General features: G+C 75.2%; 20 protein-coding genes. 9 read left to right on the top strand and 11 right to left on the bottom strand.

Translation table 11 applies throughout. The features are described 5' to 3' along the window. Positions 1–10: 10 nt before the first annotated feature. The 4 genes from ACI79E_RS11910 to glgA all read right to left on the bottom strand — a co-directional run bounded on the left by ACI79E_RS11910 (position 11) and on the right by glgA (position 4252). A complete protein-coding gene (locus ACI79E_RS11910; RefSeq protein WP_456932752.1) occupies positions 11–820 on the bottom strand; it encodes an ABC transporter ATP-binding protein in 810 nt (269 codons plus the stop codon). Then, complete coding sequence (locus ACI79E_RS11905; RefSeq protein WP_456932751.1) at positions 817–1905, bottom strand: FecCD family ABC transporter permease; 1089 nt, start codon at positions 1903–1905, stop codon at positions 817–819. Before ACI79E_RS11905 ends, ACI79E_RS11910 begins: the two co-directional genes overlap by 4 nt. A gap of 11 nt (positions 1906–1916) precedes the next feature. Further along, complete coding sequence (locus ACI79E_RS11900) at positions 1917–2861, bottom strand: ABC transporter substrate-binding protein (RefSeq protein ID WP_456932750.1); 945 nt, start codon at positions 2859–2861, stop codon at positions 1917–1919. Between the two features lie 218 nt (positions 2862–3079). After that, the gene (glgA, locus tag ACI79E_RS11895; protein ID WP_456932749.1) at positions 3080–4252 is read right to left on the bottom strand and encodes a glycogen synthase; all 1173 of its coding nucleotides are present in this window, start codon (positions 4250–4252) and stop codon (positions 3080–3082) included. Positions 4253–4326: 74 nt separating this feature from the next. On the opposite strand from glgA, the gene glgC reads away from it, so the two are divergent. Both glgC and argG read left to right on the top strand, forming a co-directional pair. Then, entirely contained in the window at positions 4327–5547 is a 1221-nt protein-coding gene (gene glgC, locus ACI79E_RS11890) for a glucose-1-phosphate adenylyltransferase (protein ID WP_456932748.1), read from the top strand. A gap of 55 nt (positions 5548–5602) precedes the next feature. After that, the gene (gene argG / locus ACI79E_RS11885; RefSeq protein WP_456932747.1) at positions 5603–7051 is read left to right on the top strand and encodes an argininosuccinate synthase; all 1449 of its coding nucleotides are present in this window, start codon (positions 5603–5605) and stop codon (positions 7049–7051) included. 25 nt (positions 7052–7076) lie between these two features. Here argG and ACI79E_RS11880 read toward each other — a convergent pair whose 3' ends face one another. Next, the gene (locus tag ACI79E_RS11880) at positions 7077–7724 is read right to left on the bottom strand and encodes an O-methyltransferase (RefSeq protein ID WP_456932746.1); all 648 of its coding nucleotides are present in this window, start codon (positions 7722–7724) and stop codon (positions 7077–7079) included. A gap of 190 nt (positions 7725–7914) precedes the next feature. Between ACI79E_RS11880 and sigE the strand changes: the two genes are divergently transcribed. From sigE to ACI79E_RS11855, 5 genes are all read left to right on the top strand, one after another. Further along, positions 7915–8514 (top strand): RNA polymerase sigma factor SigE, encoded by a 600-nt coding sequence (gene sigE / locus ACI79E_RS11875; RefSeq protein WP_456932745.1) that lies wholly within the window; start codon positions 7915–7917, stop codon positions 8512–8514. Next, positions 8511–9083 (top strand): anti-sigma factor family protein, encoded by a 573-nt coding sequence (locus ACI79E_RS11870; protein WP_456932744.1) that lies wholly within the window; start codon positions 8511–8513, stop codon positions 9081–9083. Before sigE ends, ACI79E_RS11870 begins: the two co-directional genes overlap by 4 nt. A gap of 17 nt (positions 9084–9100) precedes the next feature. Beyond that, complete coding sequence (locus tag ACI79E_RS11865) at positions 9101–10690, top strand: trypsin-like peptidase domain-containing protein (RefSeq protein ID WP_456932743.1); 1590 nt, start codon at positions 9101–9103, stop codon at positions 10688–10690. 106 nt (positions 10691–10796) lie between these two features. Then, on the top strand, positions 10797–11192 hold the full coding sequence (locus ACI79E_RS11860) for a twin-arginine translocase TatA/TatE family subunit (protein ID WP_456932742.1): 396 nt from the start codon (positions 10797–10799) through the stop codon (positions 11190–11192). Between the two features lie 17 nt (positions 11193–11209). After that, on the top strand, positions 11210–11812 hold the full coding sequence (locus tag ACI79E_RS11855; RefSeq protein ID WP_456932741.1) for a mycothiol-dependent nitroreductase Rv2466c family protein: 603 nt from the start codon (positions 11210–11212) through the stop codon (positions 11810–11812). 143 nt (positions 11813–11955) lie between these two features. Here the strand turns inward: ACI79E_RS11855 and ACI79E_RS11850 are convergent, their stop codons facing one another. Beyond that, on the bottom strand, positions 11956–13107 hold the full coding sequence (locus ACI79E_RS11850; protein WP_456932740.1) for an Mrp/NBP35 family ATP-binding protein: 1152 nt from the start codon (positions 13105–13107) through the stop codon (positions 11956–11958). A 163-nt stretch (positions 13108–13270) separates the two neighbouring features. On the opposite strand from ACI79E_RS11850, the gene ACI79E_RS11845 reads away from it, so the two are divergent. After that, positions 13271–13972, top strand: coding sequence for an AzlC family ABC transporter permease (locus tag ACI79E_RS11845; protein WP_456932739.1), 702 nt, complete (start codon positions 13271–13273; stop codon positions 13970–13972). Further along, a complete protein-coding gene (locus tag ACI79E_RS11840) occupies positions 13969–14286 on the top strand; it encodes an AzlD domain-containing protein (protein ID WP_456932738.1) in 318 nt (105 codons plus the stop codon). The genes ACI79E_RS11845 and ACI79E_RS11840 overlap by 4 nt, the downstream gene beginning before the upstream one ends. Positions 14287–14294: 8 nt before the next feature. Here the strand turns inward: ACI79E_RS11840 and ACI79E_RS11835 are convergent, their stop codons facing one another. The 5 genes from ACI79E_RS11835 to ACI79E_RS11815 all read right to left on the bottom strand — a co-directional run bounded on the left by ACI79E_RS11835 (position 14295) and on the right by ACI79E_RS11815 (position 18963). Continuing rightward, entirely contained in the window at positions 14295–14771 is a 477-nt protein-coding gene (locus ACI79E_RS11835) for a methylated-DNA--[protein]-cysteine S-methyltransferase (protein WP_456932737.1), read from the bottom strand. A 117-nt stretch (positions 14772–14888) separates the two neighbouring features. Further along, on the bottom strand, positions 14889–16475 hold the full coding sequence (locus tag ACI79E_RS11830) for an MDR family MFS transporter (protein ID WP_456932736.1): 1587 nt from the start codon (positions 16473–16475) through the stop codon (positions 14889–14891). A gap of 39 nt (positions 16476–16514) precedes the next feature. Further along, on the bottom strand, positions 16515–17123 hold the full coding sequence (locus ACI79E_RS11825; RefSeq protein ID WP_456932735.1) for a TetR/AcrR family transcriptional regulator: 609 nt from the start codon (positions 17121–17123) through the stop codon (positions 16515–16517). Positions 17124–17192: 69 nt separating this feature from the next. Continuing rightward, the gene (locus ACI79E_RS11820) at positions 17193–17732 is read right to left on the bottom strand and encodes a DUF1003 domain-containing protein (RefSeq protein ID WP_456932734.1); all 540 of its coding nucleotides are present in this window, start codon (positions 17730–17732) and stop codon (positions 17193–17195) included. Beyond that, positions 17725–18963, bottom strand: a complete 1239-nt coding sequence (locus tag ACI79E_RS11815) for a magnesium transporter MgtE N-terminal domain-containing protein (RefSeq protein WP_456932733.1) — start codon at positions 18961–18963, stop codon at positions 17725–17727. The genes ACI79E_RS11820 and ACI79E_RS11815 overlap by 8 nt, the downstream gene beginning before the upstream one ends. Positions 18964–19060: the final 97 nt, after the last annotated feature.

The raw sequence follows: 19060 nt of genomic DNA, 5'->3' as shown, positions 1-19060 counted from the left end.
CGGCCGACGATCATCCCCGGTCGCCGTCGGGCGCGCGCAGCGGCAGGACGGCGGGGCCGTGCGGGCCCGCGACCACCTCGGCGCGGGCGCCGTAGTGGCTGGCCAGCGCCTCGGCGGTCAGGACGTCGGCCGGCGGTCCCTCGGCCACGACCCGGCCGGCGGACAGCAGCGCCAGCCGGTCGGCGTACTGCCCGGCCAGGCTGAGGTCGTGCAGCGTGCTGAGCACGGTGAGGCCGTCCTGGCGGCGCAGCCGGTCGACCAGGTCGAGCACCTGCTGCGCGTGGCCGAGGTCCAGCGCCGCGGTGGGCTCGTCGAGCAGCAGCACCCGCGGCTGCTGGGCCAGCGCCCGGGCGAGGACGGCGCGCTGCTGCTCGCCGCCGGAGAGCGTGGACACCAGCCGGTCGGCCAGCCCGGTGAGCCCCAGGCGGTCCATCACCTCCGCCACGACCCGCCGGTCACCCGGACGGGGCGCGGCCAGCAGCGACCGGTGCGGGGTGCGGCCCAGCGCCACGTAGTCGGCGGTGCCCACTCCCTCCGGGACGACGGGGCGCTGCGGCGCGTACGCCAGCTGGCGGGCCCGCTCCCGCCGTGGCATGCCGGAGGTCGGGACGCCGTCGACGCGGACCACCCCGCTGTGCGGGTGGAACCCGAGCACCGAGCGCAGCAGGGTCGACTTGCCGGCCCCGTTCGGGCCGATGACCGCCGTCCACCCGCCGGGCGCCACGGCCAGCCGGACGTCGTCGAGGACCCGCGTGCGGCCGAACGCGGCGCTGAGCCCGACGACCTCCACCCGGGCCCCGCCGGTGACCGGGGTGCTCACCGCCGCCTCGCCCCCAGCCACAGCAGGGCGCCGAAGAAGGGGGCACCGACGAAGGCGGTGACCACGCCGATCGGCAGCTCGGCCGGCGCGAGCACCACCCGCGCCACCAGGTCGGCGGCCACGAGGAAGGCGCCCCCGGTCAGCAGCGCCGCGGGCAGCACCCGGGCGTTGGAGCCGCCGACCAGCCGGCGGGCGATGTGCGGGACGACCAGCCCGACGAAGCCGATCAGCCCGCTGACCGCGACCGCCGACGCGGTGGCGAGGGACGCCGCGACGATCACCAGCAGCCGCATCCGCCCCGGGTGCACGCCCAGGGAGCGCGCCTCGTCGTCGCCGACGGCCAGCACGTCGAGGGCGCGCCCGCACAGCAGGAGCACCAGGCAGGCGGCGCCGAGGTAGGGCAGGACGAGGACCACGTCGGACCACTGGGCGCGTCCCAGCTGGCCGAGCAGCCAGCCGTAGACCTCACGCAGGTCGTCGGTGTTCTGCTGCTGCACCAGCGTCTGCGCCGCGGCGAGGAACGAGGCGACGGCGACGCCGGCCAGCAGGAGCGTGGGGCCGTGTGAGCCCCCGGCGGCCGTGCCCAGGGCCAGGGCGGCACCGACACCGAGCAGGGCGCCGGCGAACGCCGCGAGGGGGACGACGCCGACCGGGCCGAGGGACGTCCCCGGTGCGTAGGCGATGACGAGGGTCGCGCCTAGGCCGGCCCCGGCGGCCGCACCCAGCAGGTACGGGTCGGCCAGCGGGTTGCGGAAGACCCCCTGGTAGGCGGCGCCGGCGATGGCCAGCCCCGCGCCGACGAGGGCGGCGAGCACCACCCGCGGCAGCCGCAGCTGCAGCAGGACCGCCGCGCCCGTCCCCTCCAGGCCGCCGCCCACGTCGACGCCCAGCGGCGCCAGCGCCCGGTCGGCGAGGGTGGCGACGACGGCGCCGGGCGGCAGCGGCAGCGCCCCCACCCACACCCCGGCCAGCATCGACAGCACCAGCGCCAGACCCGCCGTCCACAGGACCAGCGCCGCCCGGCGCCGCGTCCGTGCCGGTGGGGCGGCGGCGGGGCTGCGGGTGCCGTCCGCGGTGGCCGTCATGGGGGCTCCGCTCAGCCCCGCAGGACGGCGGCCACCGACTCGGCGAAGTCGGCCACCCGCGGGCCCCACCGGGAGGCGACGTCGTCGCCGGCCTCGAACACCCGGCCCTCCTGGACGGCGGGCACGGTGTCGAAGGCGGGCCGCTGCGCGAGCGTCGCCGCGGTCTGCCCGCAGCAGACGGTGTCGGCGAGGACCACGAGCCCCGGCGCCTGGCCGACGACGTACTCCGCCGACAGCTGCGGGTACCCGCCGGAGGTGTCGGCCGCCCCGTCGGCGATGTTCTCCAGGCCGAAGGCGCGGTAGACGCTGCCGATGAAGGTGTCGCTGGTCGCGGAGTAGAAGCTCGGGTCCAGCTCGTGGTAGACGCGCATGCCCCGCACCTCGGCCGGCACGGAGGCCACGGCGTCGGCGATCCGGTCCTGCACGTCGGCCACCACGTCGGCGGCCTCGTCGGGGTGACCGGTGGCCGCGCCGAGGGTCTGCACCTGCTCGTAGCTCTCCTCGAGCGTGCTGGGCGCCCCCAGCAGCAGGGTGGGCACCGCCAGCGCGTCGAGGGCGTCGACGATGCCGTTGAGGTCGTCGCTGAGGACGACGAGGTCGGGGGAGTGCGCCGCGATCGCCTCGGCGTTGGGCGTGAAGGCCGACAGGTCGGTCGTCGGCGCCTCGGCCGGGAAGTCCGACGTGCTGTCCACGGCCTCCACCTGCTCGCCGGCGCCGATCGCGAAGAGCATCTCGGTGGCCGAGGCCGACATCGAGACGATCGCCTCCGGGCGCTGGTCGAGGGTGAGCTCGCCGGCGTCCCCGGTCACCGTCACGGGGAAGTCCCCGGCCGCGGCGGTGGGCGGGCTGGCGGCGTCCCCGGTGGTGGAGTCGTCGCCGGCGCACGCCGACAGCGCGAGGAGGAGAGGCAGCAGGAGCGCGGCGCGGGAGCGCCGGCGCGGAGCGGTACGGGGCAACGGAGGTCTCTCTGCGAGGCGGCGCGCGCCGCCCACGAGCGCCGGGCGCCCGGTGCGCGACCCTTGCCGCGCGGGTCGGTACACGACGCGCGGCAGGCGATCTGGCTCGGCCGGGACGGCCATCACAGTTGCGGGACAGCGCCGGTGTCGCACCGGACTTCGCTGCACGTGCGCCGCCGGCACGGGCCGGCGCAGCGACGGTACCCCAGCGCCGGGGGTCAGCCCCGCGCCGTGAGGACGGCGGAGTAGACCTCCACGGTCTGCTGGGCGATGGCCGGCCAGCCGAACTCGGCCAGCACCCGCTCCCGGCCCGCCGCCCCCATGCGCGCCGCCCGCTCCGGGTCGGCGAGCAGCTCGGCGACCCGCGCCGCCAGCCCCGACTCGAAGGCGGCGGCGTCGTCCGGGTCGTAGGGCACCAGCAGCCCGGTGCGGCCGTCGGCGACGACCTCGGGGATGCCGCCCACCGCACTGGCCACGACCGCCGTGCCGCAGGCGGCGGCCTCCAGGTTCACGATGCCGAGCGGCTCGTACACCGAGGGGACGACGAACACGGTGGCGCCGGTGATGAGGGGGACCAGCTGCTCGCGCGGCAGCATCGCCTCGATCCACACCACGCCGTCCCGCCGCGCCTGCAGCTCGGCCACGGCGTCGGCCACCTGCTGGCGCTCGGCCGGGGTGTCGGCGGCGCCCGCGCAGAGCACCAGCCCGGCCTCGGGGGGCAGCTGCTCGGCGGCGGCCAGCAGGTGCATGACGCCCTTCTGCCGGGTGATCCGGCCGACGAACAGCGCGTACGGCCGGTCGGGGTCCACGCCGAGGGAGCGCACCACGTCGGGGTCGTGCACCGGGCGGTAGGCCTCGGCGTCCACCCCGTTGCCGACGACGTGCACCCGGTCGGGGTCCAGCTCGGGGTAGACGGCGAGCACGTCGGCCTTCATGCCGCCACTGACGGCGATCACCGCGTCGGCGGCGAGGTAGGCGGTGCGCTCCACCCAGGAGGACAGCCGGTAACCGCCGCCGAGCTGGTCGGCCTTCCACGGCCGCCGCGGCTCGAGGGAGTGCGCGGTGACCACGTGCGGCACCCCGTGCACCAGCGCGGCGAACAGGCCCGCGGCGTTGGCGTACCAGGTGTGGCTGTGCACCAGGTCGGCGTCGGCGAGCGCCCCGGCGATCTCGACGTCGACGCCCAGGGCCTGCAGCGCGCCGTTGGCGCCGGTCAGCCCGGCGGGGACGGCGTGCCCGGTGGCGTCCGCCCGGGGATCGCCGAAGCAGTGGACGTCGAGCTGGGGGCCGGCCGGCAGCGCCCGCAGGGCCGCCGCGAGGTGCTCGACGTGCACCCCCGCGCCGCCGTAGACGTCCGGCGGCCACTCGCGGGTCACCAAGCCGATGCGCACGCGCCTCACCCTAGGGGTGAGCACCGTGCACCGTGGTGCGGCGGCGGCCCCGTCCACCGGCTACGTTGCGTCACATGCGTGGCGGTCCTCGGGTTCTCGGCATCGTCCTGGCCGGCGGTGAGGGCAAGCGGTTGGCCCCTCTCACCGCGGACCGGGCCAAACCGGCAGTGCCGTTCGGCGGCAACTACCGGCTCATCGACTTCGTGCTGTCCAACCTCGTCAACGCCGAGATCCGGCAGATCGCCGTCCTCACGCAGTACAAGAGCCACAGCCTCGACCGGCACATCACCACGACGTGGCGGCTGTCGCAGATGCTGGGCAACTACATCACCCCGGTGCCCGCGCAGCAGCGGCTCGGGCCGCGCTGGTACACCGGCAGCGCCGACGCGATCTTCCAGAGCCTGAACCTCATCTACGACGCCCGGCCCGACATCGTCATGGTGTTCGGCGCCGACCACGTCTACCGCATGGACCCGGCGCAGATGATCGACCAGCACCTGCAGACCGGGGCGGGGGTCACCATCGCCGGCCTGCGCGTGCCGCGCGCGGAGGCCACCGAGTTCGGCGTCATCGACGCCGACGCCGACGGCAAGGTGCGCGGGTTCCTGGAGAAGCCGGCCGACCCGCCGGGGCTGCCGGACTCGCCGGAGGAGAGCTTCGCCTCCATGGGCAACTACGTGTTCACCACCGACGCGCTGCTCGAGGCGTTGCGGGCCGACGCCGAGGACGAGAACTCCGCGCACGACATGGGCGGCTCGATCATGCCGATGCTGGCCGAGGCCGGTGACGCCTGGGTCTACGACTTCTCCACCAACATCGTCCCGGGCGCGAGCGAGCGCGACCACGGCTACTGGCGCGACGTCGGGACGATCGACTCCTACTTCGACGCGCACATGGACCTCGTGTCGGTCACGCCGATCTTCAACCTCTACAACGACCGCTGGCCGATCCTCACCCTGCCGCCGCAGCTCCCACCGGCCAAGTTCGTGCTCGGTGGCCGCGCGGAGGAGTCGATGGTCAGCGCCGGCGCGATCATCGGCGGCGGCTCGGTGCACAACTCGGTGGTCTCACCGGGGGTGCGCGTCGAGCGCGGGGCGCGGGTCGAGGACAGCGTGCTCATGGACGGCGTGTTCGTCGGTGAGGGCGCCTACGTCCGGCGGGCCATCCTCGACAAGAACGTCGTCGTCCCGCCGTGGGCGCGGATCGGGGTGGACCTCGACACCGACCGCCAGCGCTACCACGTGAGCGCCGGCGGGGTCACCGTCCTGGGCAAGGGCGCCCGCGCGTACGTCTGAGGGGCGTCCGACCCCGCCTGTGCATGATCATGCATTGGCGTGCATACTTCTTCTCGTGTCCAAGGTCCTCACCTCCCTCCCGGTCGGCGAGCGCGTCGGCATCGCCTTCTCCGGCGGACTCGACACCTCGGTGGCGGTCGCGTGGATGCGCGACAAGGGGGCGGTGCCGTGCACGTACACCGCCGACATCGGCCAGTACGACGAGCCGGACATCGCCTCGGTCCCCGGCCGCGCGACCGCCTACGGCGCGGAGATCGCGCGCCTGGTCGACTGCCGGGCGGCCCTCGTGGAGGAGGGGCTGGCGGCCCTGACCTGCGGGGCGTTCCACGTCCGGTCCGGCGGGCGCAGCTACTTCAACACCACCCCGCTCGGCCGCGCGGTCACCGGCACCCTGCTGGTGCGCGCGATGCTCGAGGACGACGTGCAGATCTGGGGCGACGGCTCCACCTACAAGGGCAACGACATCGAGCGGTTCTACCGCTACGGCCTGCTGGCCAACCCCTCGCTGCGGATCTACAAGCCGTGGCTGGACGCCGACTTCGTCACCGAGCTCGGCGGCCGCAAGGAGATGTCGGAGTGGCTGCTGGCCCACGACCTGCCCTACCGGGACAGCACCGAGAAGGCGTACTCCACCGACGCCAACATCTGGGGCGCCACCCACGAGGCCAAGTCGCTGGAGCACCTGGACGCCGGGGTCGAGATCGTCGAGCCGATCATGGGCGTGCGGTTCTGGGACCCCGAGGTCGAGATCGCGCCCGAGGACGTCACGATCGGGTTCGCCCAGGGGCGGCCGGTCAGCATCAACGGCAAGGAGTACGCCTCCGCCGTCGACCTGGTGCTGGAGGCCAACGCCATCGGCGGCCGGCACGGGCTGGGCATGTCCGACCAGATCGAGAACCGCATCATCGAGGCCAAGAGCCGGGGCATCTACGAGGCGCCCGGCATGGCGCTGCTGCACGTGGTCTACGAGCGGCTGGTCAACGCCATCCACAACGAGGACACCCTCGCCACCTACCACAGCGAGGGCCGGCGCCTCGGCCGGCTGATGTACGAGGGACGCTGGCTGGACCCGCAGTCGCTGATGCTGCGGGAGTCGCTGCAGCGCTGGGTCGGCATGGCCGTCACCGGCGAGGTCACCCTGCGGCTGCGGCGGGGCGAGGACTACTCGATCCTCGACACCTCCGGGCCGGCGTTCAGCTACCACCCGGACAAGCTGTCCATGGAGCGCACCGAGGACTCCGCGTTCGGCCCGGTGGACCGCATCGGTCAGCTGACCATGCGCAACCTCGACATCGCCGACTCCCGCGCCAAGCTGGAGCAGTACGCGGCGATCGGCATGGTCGGCGGCGTGACCCCGGCCGCGATCGGCGCCGCGCAGGCGGCCTCGACCGGGCTGATCGGCGCGATGGCCGCGGGCGGCGCCCAGGCGATCGCCTCCCGCGGGGCGGTCTCCGAGGAGGACGAGCTGCTCGACCGCGCCGCGATGGAGTCCGGCACCGACTGACGGCGGCCGGCCCGGCGTCGCGGTCTCAGCGACGCCGGGTCGCCACCAGCAGGCCGGCCCCGATGGGGAGGACCGCGGAGGTCAGCGACTCGTGCTCGCGCACGGTGCGGGCGAGGTCCCGCCAGGTGACCGTCTGCTCGTCCCGGGCCGCCCGGTCGGCGATGCGGTCGCCCTCCAGCAGCCCGTGGCAGGTCAGCGTGCCGCCCACCCGCACCAGGTCGAGCAGGGCGTCGAGGTGCCGGGCGTACTCGGTGGGTGGCCCGGCGCAGACCACCATGTCGTAGGCGCCCGGGGACAGCCGCGGCAGCACCTCGGCCGGCGTCCCGAAGATCATCCGGGTGCGCCCGGCGGGGTGGCCGGCCTCGACGAAGGCCAGCCGGGCCGCGCGCAGCTGCTCCGGGTCGCCGTCCAGGGCGGTGAGGACGCCGTCGGGGCGCATGCCCTCGAGCAGCCAGAGGCCGACCACACCGGCGCCACTGCCGATCGAGACCACCGCGCGGGCGCCCCCGGTGGCGGCCAGGACGGCCAGCGTGGCGCCGACGGCCGGCTCGAGCGGCGCCGGGCCGCCGAGGCGGGCCGCCCGCGCCCGGGCCGCGACGAGGGCGGGCGTCTCGGTCGCGAACCGGTCGGCGTAGGCGGCGCCGTCCCTCCCCGGCCGCGGTCCGCTGCTCATCACCGACCGAGGGTAGTGGCCGCACTCCCGGTGACCGGCCGCGACCGGCGGAGCTGTGAGCTTGCTGTGAACGGGAACACGGGGTGGCGCGCGGCCCGTTGATCACGACGTGCGCCCCAAGCGAGCCGCCCCCACCCGCCCCGCCGACGTGGGAGGGCAGGGAGCGGCCCCCGTCTGCGATCCTGGACCCGTGCCCGACGCCTCCCTCCCCGCGCAGCCGGCCGCCGTGCCCGACGCGCCCGGCGCCGAGGCGTGGGTCGCCCCCACCTGGGAGCAGGTCGTCCGCGACCACTCCGCGCGGGTCTACCGGCTGGCCTACCGGCTGTCGGGCAACCCGCAGGACGCCGAGGACCTCACCCAGGAGACGTTCGTCCGGGTGTTCCGCTCGCTGGCTGACTTCTCGCCCGGCACCTTCGAGGGCTGGCTGCACCGGATCACCACCAACCTGTTCCTCGACATGGTGCGGCGCCGGCAGCGCATCCGCTTCGACGCCCTGCCCGAGGACACCGAGCGCCTGCCCGGTACCGCGCCCAGCCCCGAGCAGGTGTACTCCGACACCCACCTCGACCCGCAGGTGCAGGCGGCGCTCGACGCGCTCTCGCCGGAGTTCCGCGTCGCCGTCGTCCTGTGTGACATCGAGGGGCTGACCTACGAGGAGATCGCGGCCACCCTCGGCATCAAGCTCGGCACGGTCCGCAGCCGCATCCACCGCGGCCGTGTCCAGCTGCGCGAGGCCCTGGCGCACCTGGCTCCGCGCCGCCCGGTGGCCGCGGAGGGGAGCGCGGGGTGAACATCCCCGAGAGCCACCTGGCCCAGGAGGCCATCGCCGCCCTGGTGGACGGCGAGCTGGCCGGCGGCCCCGCCGGCCGCGCCGCCCGGCACCTGGCCGGCTGCGCCCAGTGCCGGATGGCGGTGGAGGCCCAGCGGGAGGCCAAGGACGCGCTGCACACCTGCGCCGAGGTCGCGGTGCCCGGTGACCTGCTCTCGCGTCTGCGCGCCATCCCCTTCACCGCCGACGTCCCCGGCGCCGGTGGCGGGCTGAGCGCCGGGCCGGGACAGCTCACGGTCTCCGGGCCGGCCGGCTCCTGGTCGGTGCCGCTGACCCCGTCGGCACCCCCCACCGAGCGGCCCGGTCAGGCCCGCTGGCTGCGGCGCGGGGTCGCCGGCGCGCTGGCCGGCCTCGGGCTGGGCGTCACGGTGCTCGCGCTGGGCCTCCCGGTCGACGCTCCGCACGGCGAGCGGCGGGTGCCCTCGTCGGTCGCCGGTTCCCCGCCGGAGCAGCGCACCCAGATCGCGCCGCCGGTGGTGCGGACCATCACCGTCGACACCGCCGCCGTCCGCCCGGGTGGAACGCCCTGAACACCCGTACCGACGCCGTGCCCGGGGAGGACCCGCTGCCCGAGAACCCGGAGGGCCCCGAGGAGTCGCGGCCGGCCGACCAGGCGCCGGTCCCCGACGAGGTCTTCGCGCGCCCGCGGGCCGGTGTCGGGGGCTTCGACCCCCCTCCCGGCGAGCCGCGTCCCGCCGTGCTGCGCCCGCCCGCCCCGAGTCCGGCGCAGCAGGCGGCGTTCGGGCGGCCCACCGCCGTCCAGGGCAGCTTCGCCGGTGACCGCCCCACCCCGCCGCCGCGGCCGCTGCCGCCCCCGCCGCCCGAGGCCGTGCTGCGTGCCTTCGCGCCGCCCGGACCGGGCCGGCGCGGCCTGCAGGAGCCGCCCGGCGGCCGGCCGGAACGCCGCCGGACCGCCACCGGCCCGTGGTGGAAGCCCGACGCCCGCTCGGACCCCTGGCGGGACCCCCACGCGCCGGCCGCGCTCACCGGTCCGGCGGTCTTCGAGGAGCCCGAGGACCAGCCCGGCCCGGTCGTCGTCGACGCGAAGGGCCGCCGCAAGCTCCGGCTGCGCGACCTGTCGATCCGGCTGTCGGTGCTGGTGGTCCTCGCCGTGCTGCTCGTCGGCGCGATCGGTGGGGGCGCCGGCTACCTGCTGACCCGCACCGCCAGCGAGACCCCGCTGCTCGCCCCGGGCACCCAGCTCAACGAGACCAGCGAGGGCATCGCCCGCGAGCCGGGCTCGGTCTCCGACATCGCCGAGCGGGTCACCCCGACCGTGGTCTCGGTCGAGGTCCGACTCGGCGAGGCCGGCGCCACCGGCTCCGGCGTGGTCGTCGACGGGGAGAACGGCTACATCATCACCAACAACCACGTCATCTCCGGCGCCGACGGCGTCGAGGGCGCCGAGATCCGCGCGGTGTTCTCCGACGGCAGCGGCTCGGCGGCGCGGATCGTCGGCCGCGACCCGGCCAGCGACATCGCCGTCCTCAAGGTGGAGAAGCCCGGCCTGCTCACCGCGGCCCTGGGCGACTCCTCCGACGTCGTCGTCGGTGACCCGGTCGTGGCGATCGGCTCCCCGCTGGGCCTGGCCAGCACGGTGACCACCGGGATCGTCAGCGCGCTGGACCGGCCGGTCCGGCTGTCGGGGGAGGGCTCGGACACCAACGCCGTCATCAGCGCCGTGCAGACCGACGCGCCCATCAACCCGGGCAACTCCGGGGGCGCGCTGGTCAACGGCTCGGGTGAGGTGATCGGCATCAACACCGCCATCGCCTCCCTCGGCGGCGGCAGCGTGGGCCTGGGCTTCGCCATCCCGATCGACTCCGCCCGCGACATCGCCGAGCAGCTGATCAGCACCGGCCGGGCGGTGCACGCCGCGCTGGGGGTCAACGCCCGTTCGGTCACCGACGGCACCCGGGACGGCGCCCTCGTGGTCAACGTCGAGCCCGGCAGCGGCGCGGCCGAGGCCGGCATCCGGGAGCAGGACGTGATCATCGCGGTGGGCGAGGACCCGGTGGGCAGCTCCGAGGAGCTGGTCGTCGCCGTCGACGCCCACGAGCCGGGGGAGACCGTCCGCATCGAGCTGATCCGCGGTGGCTCCTCCACGACCGTCGACGTCACCCTCGACGAGGCCTGAGACCCCGGCCACCCCCCGGATCGGGGCACTGACCCGGCGCCGCGACGCGCCTAGGCTGGACAGCCGTGGGCGGCAGGGGCGTCCGCGGGACGACGGGAGCGGTTTCGTGTTCGACTCGATCGGCTGGGGCGAGATCATCGTCCTCGCGCTCGCCGCGCTGTTCATCTTCGGCCCCGAACGGCTCCCGCACCTGGCCAAGGACGCCGCCACCGGCCTGAAGAAGGTCCGCGAGGCGATCACCGGCGTCCGTGCCCAGGTGGACGAGTCGCTCGGTGACGACCTCGCCAAGCTCCGCGACCTCGACCTGCGCCAGTACCACCCGAAGACCTTCATCCGGAACCAGCTGCTCGCCGACGACGACGCGCCGTCGGTGCGCCGGGGCAGCGCCACCGGCTCGGCGGGGCTGTCCCGGGCCGGGGCGGGCGCGACCGTGGCCGGCCGGAACGCCGTCCGCTCCCGCGACGCGGCCACCCCGCCCCCGTTCGACCCCGACGCGACGTAGTCAGCAGGATGGGGGCGGTGCTCACCGCCGACTGCTGGTTCGACCCGAGCTGTCCCTACACCTGGGCGACGGCGTGCTGGCTGCGCGAGGTGGAACGGGTGCGCGCCGTGCGGGTGCGGTGGCACGTCATGAGCCTGGCGGTGCTCAACGAGGGCCGCGAGGACGATCCCGAGGGTGATCCCGAGGGCTGGCTCTGGCAGCCCGTGCGGCTGTTCGCCGTCGTGGCGGACCGGTACGGGCAGGAGGCACTCGCCGCCCTCTACGCCGCCTACGGCGAGGCGGTCCACACCCGGTCGGAGTGGCCGGACGCCGGTGACCTCCTGCGCGGCGTGGGCCTGCCCGCCGACCTGGCCGGGGTCATGGCCTCGCCGGAGCACGACGGCCTCGTGCGGGCCTCGCACGCCGCGGGCATCGGCCTGGTCGGCGACCACGTCGGGACGCCGGTGGTGGCCGTCCCGGGAGCCGGCGGCGGGCGCACCGCCTGGTTCGGCCCGGTCGTCTCCCGGGTGCCGCGGGGAGAGGCGGCGGGACGGCTGTGGGACGGCGTCACCCTGGTCGCGGCCACCGACGGCTTCCACGAGCTGAGGGGCCGCCCGCACGAGGACCCGTCCTTCCGCTGACCGTTCCCGGCGGACTGCCGGTGTTCCTCGTGCGCTGCCGGCCCTGCAGCCCCGGCGGGGCGAGAGAAGCGCCCGCAGTGCGGCGGGGGACAGCACAGAGGCCCGGCCCCACCACCGGGGACCGGGCCTCTGTCGCGGTCAGCTCAGCGGCGGACCGGGGTGAGCCCCAGGGACATGCCCGACAGCCCGCGCTGACGGCTGGCCAGCCCGTCGGCGATGGCGGTCAGCGCCTGGGCGGCCGGGGACTCGGGGTCGGCTAGCACCACCGGCGCACCGGCGTCACCGGCCTCGCGCACCCGGGTGTCGAGCGGGATCTGGCCGAGCAGCGGCACCCGGGCGCCCAGGGTGCGGGTCAGCGCGTCGGAGACCGTCTGCCCACCGCCGGAGCCGAAGACCTCCACGCGGGAGCCGTCGGGCAGGTCCATCCACGACATGTTCTCGATGACGCCGACCACCTGCTGGTGGGTCTGGGTGGCGATCGCCCCGGCCCGCTCGGCCACCTCGGCGGCGGCCAGCTGCGGCGTCGTCACGACGAGGATCTCGGCGTTGGGCAGCAGCTGCGCGATGGAGATCGCGACGTCGCCGGTGCCGGGCGGGAGGTCCAGCAGGAGGACGTCGAGGTCGCCCCACCACACGTCGGCCAGGAACTGCTGCAGCGCACGGTGCAGCATCGGCCCGCGCCACACGACCGGGGTGTTGCCCGGGGTGAACATGCCGATCGAGATGACCTTCACGCCGTAGGCCTGCGGCGGCATGATCATGTTGTCGACCTGGGTGGGCTTGTCGTCGACCCCGAGCATCCGCGGCACCGAGTGGCCGTAGATGTCGGCGTCCACCACGCCGACCGACAGGCCGCGCCGGGACAGTGCCGCAGCCAGGTTCACCGTCACCGACGACTTGCCCACGCCGCCCTTGCCGGAGGCGACGGCGTACACGCGGGTCAGCGAGCCCGGCTGGGCGAACGGGATGACGGGGTCGGCGGCGTCGGTGCCCCGCACGGTGCGGCGCAGCTCGGCGCGCTGCTCGTCGTCCATGACGTCCAGGCCGACCTGGACCGCCGTCACGCCGGGGACGGCGGAGACGGCCTGGGTGACGCGGTTGGTGATCGTCTCGCGCATCGGGCAGCCCGAGACGGTGAGGTAGACCTCGACCCGGACGGCGCCGTCCTCGGCGATCTGCACGTCCTTGACCATGCCCAGCTCGGTCAGCGGGCGGTTGATCTCCGGGTCCTGCACGGTGGCCAGAGCGGCGTTGACGGCGTCGAGCGCCGGCGCGCCGGTCAGCGGGGCGGACATCGTTGCGTCTGTCTCCTTCGACGGGGGGACCCGGTCCGGTCCGCCGAGAGGCGGCGGCGACCTGCGCACACGGGTCTCATGCCACTGTACGGCGGCGCGCCGACCGAGCCCGCCGTCCGTGGCGTGATCCAGTACGCACCGACGCGCTCACTACCCTGGCCCCGTGTCCGACCAGCGCTCCGCCACCCTGCGCGACGCCGTCGGGCTGGGCCTGGCCGTGGGCCTCTACGGCGTGGCCTTCGGCGCCGCGGCCGACGCCGCCGGGCTCGACCTCTGGCAGGCGATGACGATGTCGCTGCTCATGTTCACCGGCGCCTCCCAGTTCGCCCTGGTCGGCGTGCTCGGCGCGGGTGGCAGCGCGCTGGCCGCCGTCGGCAGCGCGCTGCTGCTCGGCACCCGCAACACCGTGTACGGCGTCCGGCTGGTGCCGCTGCTGCGGCCGCGCGGCGTCCTGCCGCGCCTGGGGACGGCGCACTGGGTCATCGACGAGACGACCGCGCTGGCCATCGCCGCGCCGGACCGCAAGCTGGCCCGGCTGGCGTTCCTGGCCGGCGGCGCGACGATCTTCGTGGTCTGGAACCTCACGACCGTGGTCGGCTCCCTCGGTGCGGCGGCGCTCAGCGGTGCGGCGCTGGCCGCGCTGGACGCCGTCGTCCCGGCCGCGTTCCTGGCGCTGCTGTGGCCGCGGCTGCGGCGGTCGTTCCCCGAGGCGGCGGTGCAGCGGCGGGTCGCGGTCGGCGGTGCGGTCGTGGCGCTGGCCCTGACGCCGGTGGTGCCGGCCGGTGTGCAGGTGATCGCCGCCGTCGTGGCCGTCGCGCTCGCGGGCCGGCCCCGCCGGCCGGTCGCCGCGGACGGTGCGCGGTGAGCGGCACGGCGCTGTGGGTGGCGGTCGTCGCCGGGTCCCTGGGCTGCTACCTGCTCAAGCTGGCCGGGCTGTCGGTGCCGGCCGCGTGGGTGGAGCAGCCGTGGGTGGCGCGGATCGTGGACTTCGTCCCCGCGGCGCTGCTGGCCGCGCTGGTCGCCGTCCAGGCCGCCACCAGCGACGGCACGATCGTCGTCGACGGGCGGCTGGCCGGCCTCGCCGTGGCCGCGGTCGCGCTGGCCCTGCGGGCGCCGTTCATCGTCGTCCTGGTGCTCGCCGGGGCCGCCGGCGCGCTGGTGCACGTCCTCACCGGCTGACCCGGGGGTCAGAACAGCCGGCGGTCGCGCTGCTCCAGGTCGAGGAGGAACCGCTTGCGGTGCAGTCCTCCGCCGAAGCCGACGAGGCTCCCGTCGGCGCCGACCACGCGGTGGCAGGGGACCACGACCGGCAGCGGGTTGCGCCCGCACGCCGTGCCCACCGCCTGGGCGAGGGTCCGGTCGCCGAGCTGCCGGGCGAGGGCGCCGTAGGAGCGGGTCTCGCCGTAGGGGATCTCCGCCATGAGCCGCCAGACGGCCAGCTGCAGCTCGTTGCCCGTCGCCCGCAGCCGCAGGTCGAACCCGGTGCGGTCACCGGCGAAGTACTCCGCCAGCTGGCGGACGGCGTCGGCGAGCCCGGCGTCGTCCCGCTCGCCGACCGCGGCCGGGTCGGGCGGGTCCAGGTACAGGGCGACCAGGGCGTCGTCCTCGGCCACCAGCGTCAGCGGGCCGATCGGCGACCCGGTGACGGTGTGCGTGCGCGTCACGCCCCGGATCGTGCCGCAGGGGGACGACGGAACCGGCGGGCCGCGGTGCGGGCCCGGACGCGGGACCGCCGTGGCCCCGGGGAGGGGGCCACGGCGGCCTGGGTGCGCGGGGGTGCGTCAGTGCGCGAGGGGCAGCTGGGCCTGCTCCTCGGCGAGTCGCTCGGCGCCCGACGTCGTCTTCAGCGGCTTCTCCTTGATGAAGAGCACGACCAGCAGCGCCAGCGCGGCCAGCGGCGTCGCGATCAGGAACAGCTCCGCCGTCGCGTTGCCGTAGGCGTCCTGCACCAGGCCCGCGACCTCCGGCGGCAGGCTCGAGACGTCGGGGACGGTCGTCTCGCCGCCCCCGTCGGCGGTCGCGCCGCCACCCAGCACGCTCAGGTCGCCGGCGACCCGGCCGGCCAGCACCGCGCCGAGTACGCTGACGCCGATCGTGCCGCCCAGGCTGCGGAAGAACGACAGCACGGAGGTCGCCGAGCCCAGCTCGCGGGCCGGGACGTCGTTCTGCGCGGCGAGGACGAGGTTCTGCATGAGCAGCCCGACGCCGACGCCGAGCACGACCATGAACGCGCCGAGCACCCAGATCGAGGTCTGCGCGTCGATGGTGGCCAGCAGTCCGAAGCCGACGGTCATGAGCACCCCACCGGCGATCAGGAAGCGCTTCCAGGTGCCGGTCCTGGTGATCAGGGCACCGGCCACGGTGGAGGACACGAGCAGGCCGGCGATCATCGGCAGGGAGAGCAGCCCGGCCTCGGTGGGGGTGTAGCCCAGCGAGATCTGGAAGTACTGCGACAGGAAGACCGTGCCGCCGAACATCGCGATGCCGACCAGGGCGCTGGCCAGGGTGGTGAGGGTGACCGTGCGGTTGCGGAAGATGTCCAGCGGGATGACCGGCTCGGGCGACCGGGACTCGACGAGCACGGCCAGGACCAGCAGCACGACCGCGCCGCCCACCATGAGCGCCGTCGTCCCGGAGGCCCAGTCGAACTCGTTGCCGGCCAGGGTGACCCAGATGAGCAGGGTGCTCACCCCGGCGGTGATCAGCAGCGCGCCCAGCCAGTCGATGTGCACGTCGCCGCGGCGGACCTGGGTGAGCTTCAGCGTCTTCTGCAGCAGCACGATCGCCAGCAGCGCGAACGGGACGCCCATGAAGAAGCACCAGCGCCAGCCCAGCCAGGAGGTGTCGACGATGACGCCGCCGATCAGCGGCCCGGCGACGGTGGCCACGGCGAAGACGGCCCCGAAGATGCCGGCGTAGCGGCCCAGCTCGCGCGGCGGGATCATCGCCGCCATCACGATCTGCACGAGCGCGGTGAGGCCACCGGCGCCGAGACCCTGGACGACGCGGGCGACGATCAGCGTGCCGGTGTCCTGCGAGAAGCCGGCCAGCAGCGACCCGGCGACGAACAGCGCCAGGGACAGCTGGACCAGGAGCTTCTGGCTCACCAGGTCCGCGAGCTTGCCCCAGAGCGGGACCGAGGCGGTCATGGCGAGCAGCTCCGCCGTCACGACCCAGGTGTAGACCGACTGGCTGCCGTTGAGGTCGGCGATGATCACCGGGAGGGCGTTGCTGACGACGGTCGCCGCCAGGATGGACACGAAGATGCCCACCATCAGGCCGGACAGCGCCTGGAGCACCTCCCGTCGGCTCATCCGGGCCTGCGTACTGGCCGCCCCGGCGGCGCCGGACTCGGCGGTCGTGGACATGCTGCTCCTGTCGGTCGGGATCTTCGGGGGTGAGGTGGGTCAGGCGGTCGGGGCGGGGGGCGTGAGCCCGGCGGCGAGTGCCTCCAGCGCCTCGTCCACCACGGTGACCAGCGGGGTCGCCCCGGCCAGCAGGTGCCAGCGCCACAGGGTGACCCGCACCGCGGCGGAGACGACGGCAGCCAGCAGGCCGGGGTAGAGGTCGGCCTCGGCGTCCTGGCCGGTGCGCTCGGCGATGGCCAGCGCCATGTCCCGCTCGTCGGCCGAGCTCATCTCGACCAGCCGGGGGATGAGGGACGGCGTGGCGAGGACGACGGTCATCCAGTCGCGCAGGGCGCCGGGGTCGGCCTCCAGCTCGGTGAGGTCCTCGTGCAACGCGGCCCGGACGGCGTCCAGGACCGGGGTGCCCGCCGGCTGGGCGCGCACCCGGGCCGACAGCCGCGGCTGCTCCGGGCCGGAGGGGAAGAGGAGGGCCTCCTCCTTGGCGGAGAAGTGGTTGAAGAACGTCCGGTAGGACACGTCGGCCGCCGCGGCGATCGCCTCCACGGTGACGTGCTCCCACCCGCGCTCGACGGCCAGCTGCAGGGTCGCGGCGGCCAGGGCCGCGCGGGTGTCGGCCTTCTTGCGCTCGCGCAGTCCCCGCTCCACCACGGAGGCCAGCGTCCTCCTCCACTGCACACGATGCAACGATGCAGAGTGTGCAGTGTGTCGCTCCGGCCGTCAGCCGACGGCGTCGGCCCCCGCCGCGGCCTCGCGACGCTTCTTGCCGCCGCTCTTCTTCTTCCGGTCGCCGCCGTCGTCGTCCTCGTCGGCCAGCAGCCGGCTGAGCTCGCCGCGGATGAAGTCGCGGGTGGCCAGCTCGCCGACGGCGACGCGCAACGAGGCCAGCTCCCGGGCCAGGTACTCGGTGTCGGCGCGGGTGGAGGCGGCGCGGGCGCGGTCCTCCTCGGCCTGCACCCGGTCGCGGTCGGCCTGCCGGTTCTGCGCCAGCAGGATCAGCGGCGCGGCGTAGGCGGCCTGGGTGGAGAACGCCAGGTTGAGCAGGATGAAGGGGTAGGGGTCCCACTGCAGGCGGATCGCGAAGACGTTGAGCAGGATCCAGACGGTCACGATCACCGTCTGCACGGCCAGGAAGCGCCCGGTGCCGAGGAAGCGGGCGATGCCCTCGGCGAACCGGCCGACGGCGTCGGGGTCCAGGCGCAGGAAGCTGCCGAAGCCCCGCGCACCCCGCGGGACGTCGAGCCGGCGGCCCTCAGCCACGGCGGGCCCGCTCGCGCCAGTCGTCGGGCAGCAGGTGGTCCAGGACGTCGTCCACGCTGACCGCGCCCACGAGCCGGCCCTGGGCGTCGACGACCGGCGCGGCGACCAGGTTGTAGGTGGCGAAGTAGCGGGTCACCTCGGCCAGCGGGGCCTCCGGCCGCAGCGGCTCCATGTCGTCGACGACCCCGCTGACCAGGGTGGACGGCGGCTCGCGCAGCAGCCGCTGGATGTGCGCCAGGCCCAGGTAGCGCCCGGTCGGGGTGGCCGACGGCGGCCGGCACACGTACACCTGGCTGGCCAGGGCCGGGGTCAGCTCGGGCTCGCGCACCCGCGCCAGCGCCTCGGCGATGGTGGCGTCGGGGGAGAGGATCACCGGCTCGCTGGTCATGATCCCGCCGGCGGTGTCCTCGGAGTACTGCAGCAGCTGGCGCACCGGCTCGGCCTCGTCGGGCTCCATGAGCTCCAGCAGCCGGTTGCGGTCGACGTTGGACAGCTCGGCCAGCAGGTCGGCGGCGTCGTCGGGGTCCATCACCTCGAGGACGTCGGCGGCGCGCCCCTCGTCCAGGGTGCCGAGGATGGTGATCTGGTCGGCCTCCGGCAGCTCCCCGAGGACGTCGGCCAGCCGCTCGTCGTCCAGGGCCTCGGCCACCTCGTGCCGGCGCTTGATCGGGAGGTCCTGCAGCGCGTGGGCGAGGTCGGCGGCGTTGAGCTCGCGGTAGGTGGCGATGAGGGTCTCCGCGCCCTGGCCGCTCTGCGGCAGGCCCAGGCCGGTCACCTCGTCCCAGTTCAGGGTGTGCAGCTGCCCGCGGCGGCCCAGCCGGCCGGGCTCCTGGACGGCGAGCTTGGACAGCACCCAGTCACCGGTGCGGGTCTGCTCCATCCCGGCGTCGACCACGTGCGCGGGACGGTCGTCGTCGGCGATGCGCACCGAGCGGTCCAGCAGCTCCCCGAGGACGAGGGTCTCGCCGGCCCGCTGCTCGAAGCGCTTGAGGTTGAGGGTGCCCGAGGCCAGCACGACCGCACCGGTGTCGACGGCGGTCACCCGGCCCATCGGCACGAAGATGCGCCGGCGGGCCACCACCTCGACCACGAGCCCCAGCACCCGCGGCGCGGCGGTGCCCACCCGCAGGGCGACCACGACGTCGCGGACCTTGCCGACCCGGTCGCCGTTGGGGTCGAAGACCGGCAGCCCGGCCAGCCGGGAGACGTAGGCCCTCGTCACCGTGGTCACGGGACCTCCTCGATGGCGCTCGTCGGCTCCGTGCCGAGGTGCGGAGTGGGTGGGTGACCTCGCGAGCTCGGTCACCGCGGCACTGCCGTGGCCTGGC

This window comes from Geodermatophilus sp. SYSU D00079, assembly GCF_054050635.1.
This window is presented reverse-complemented; position numbering and strand designations above follow the sequence as displayed.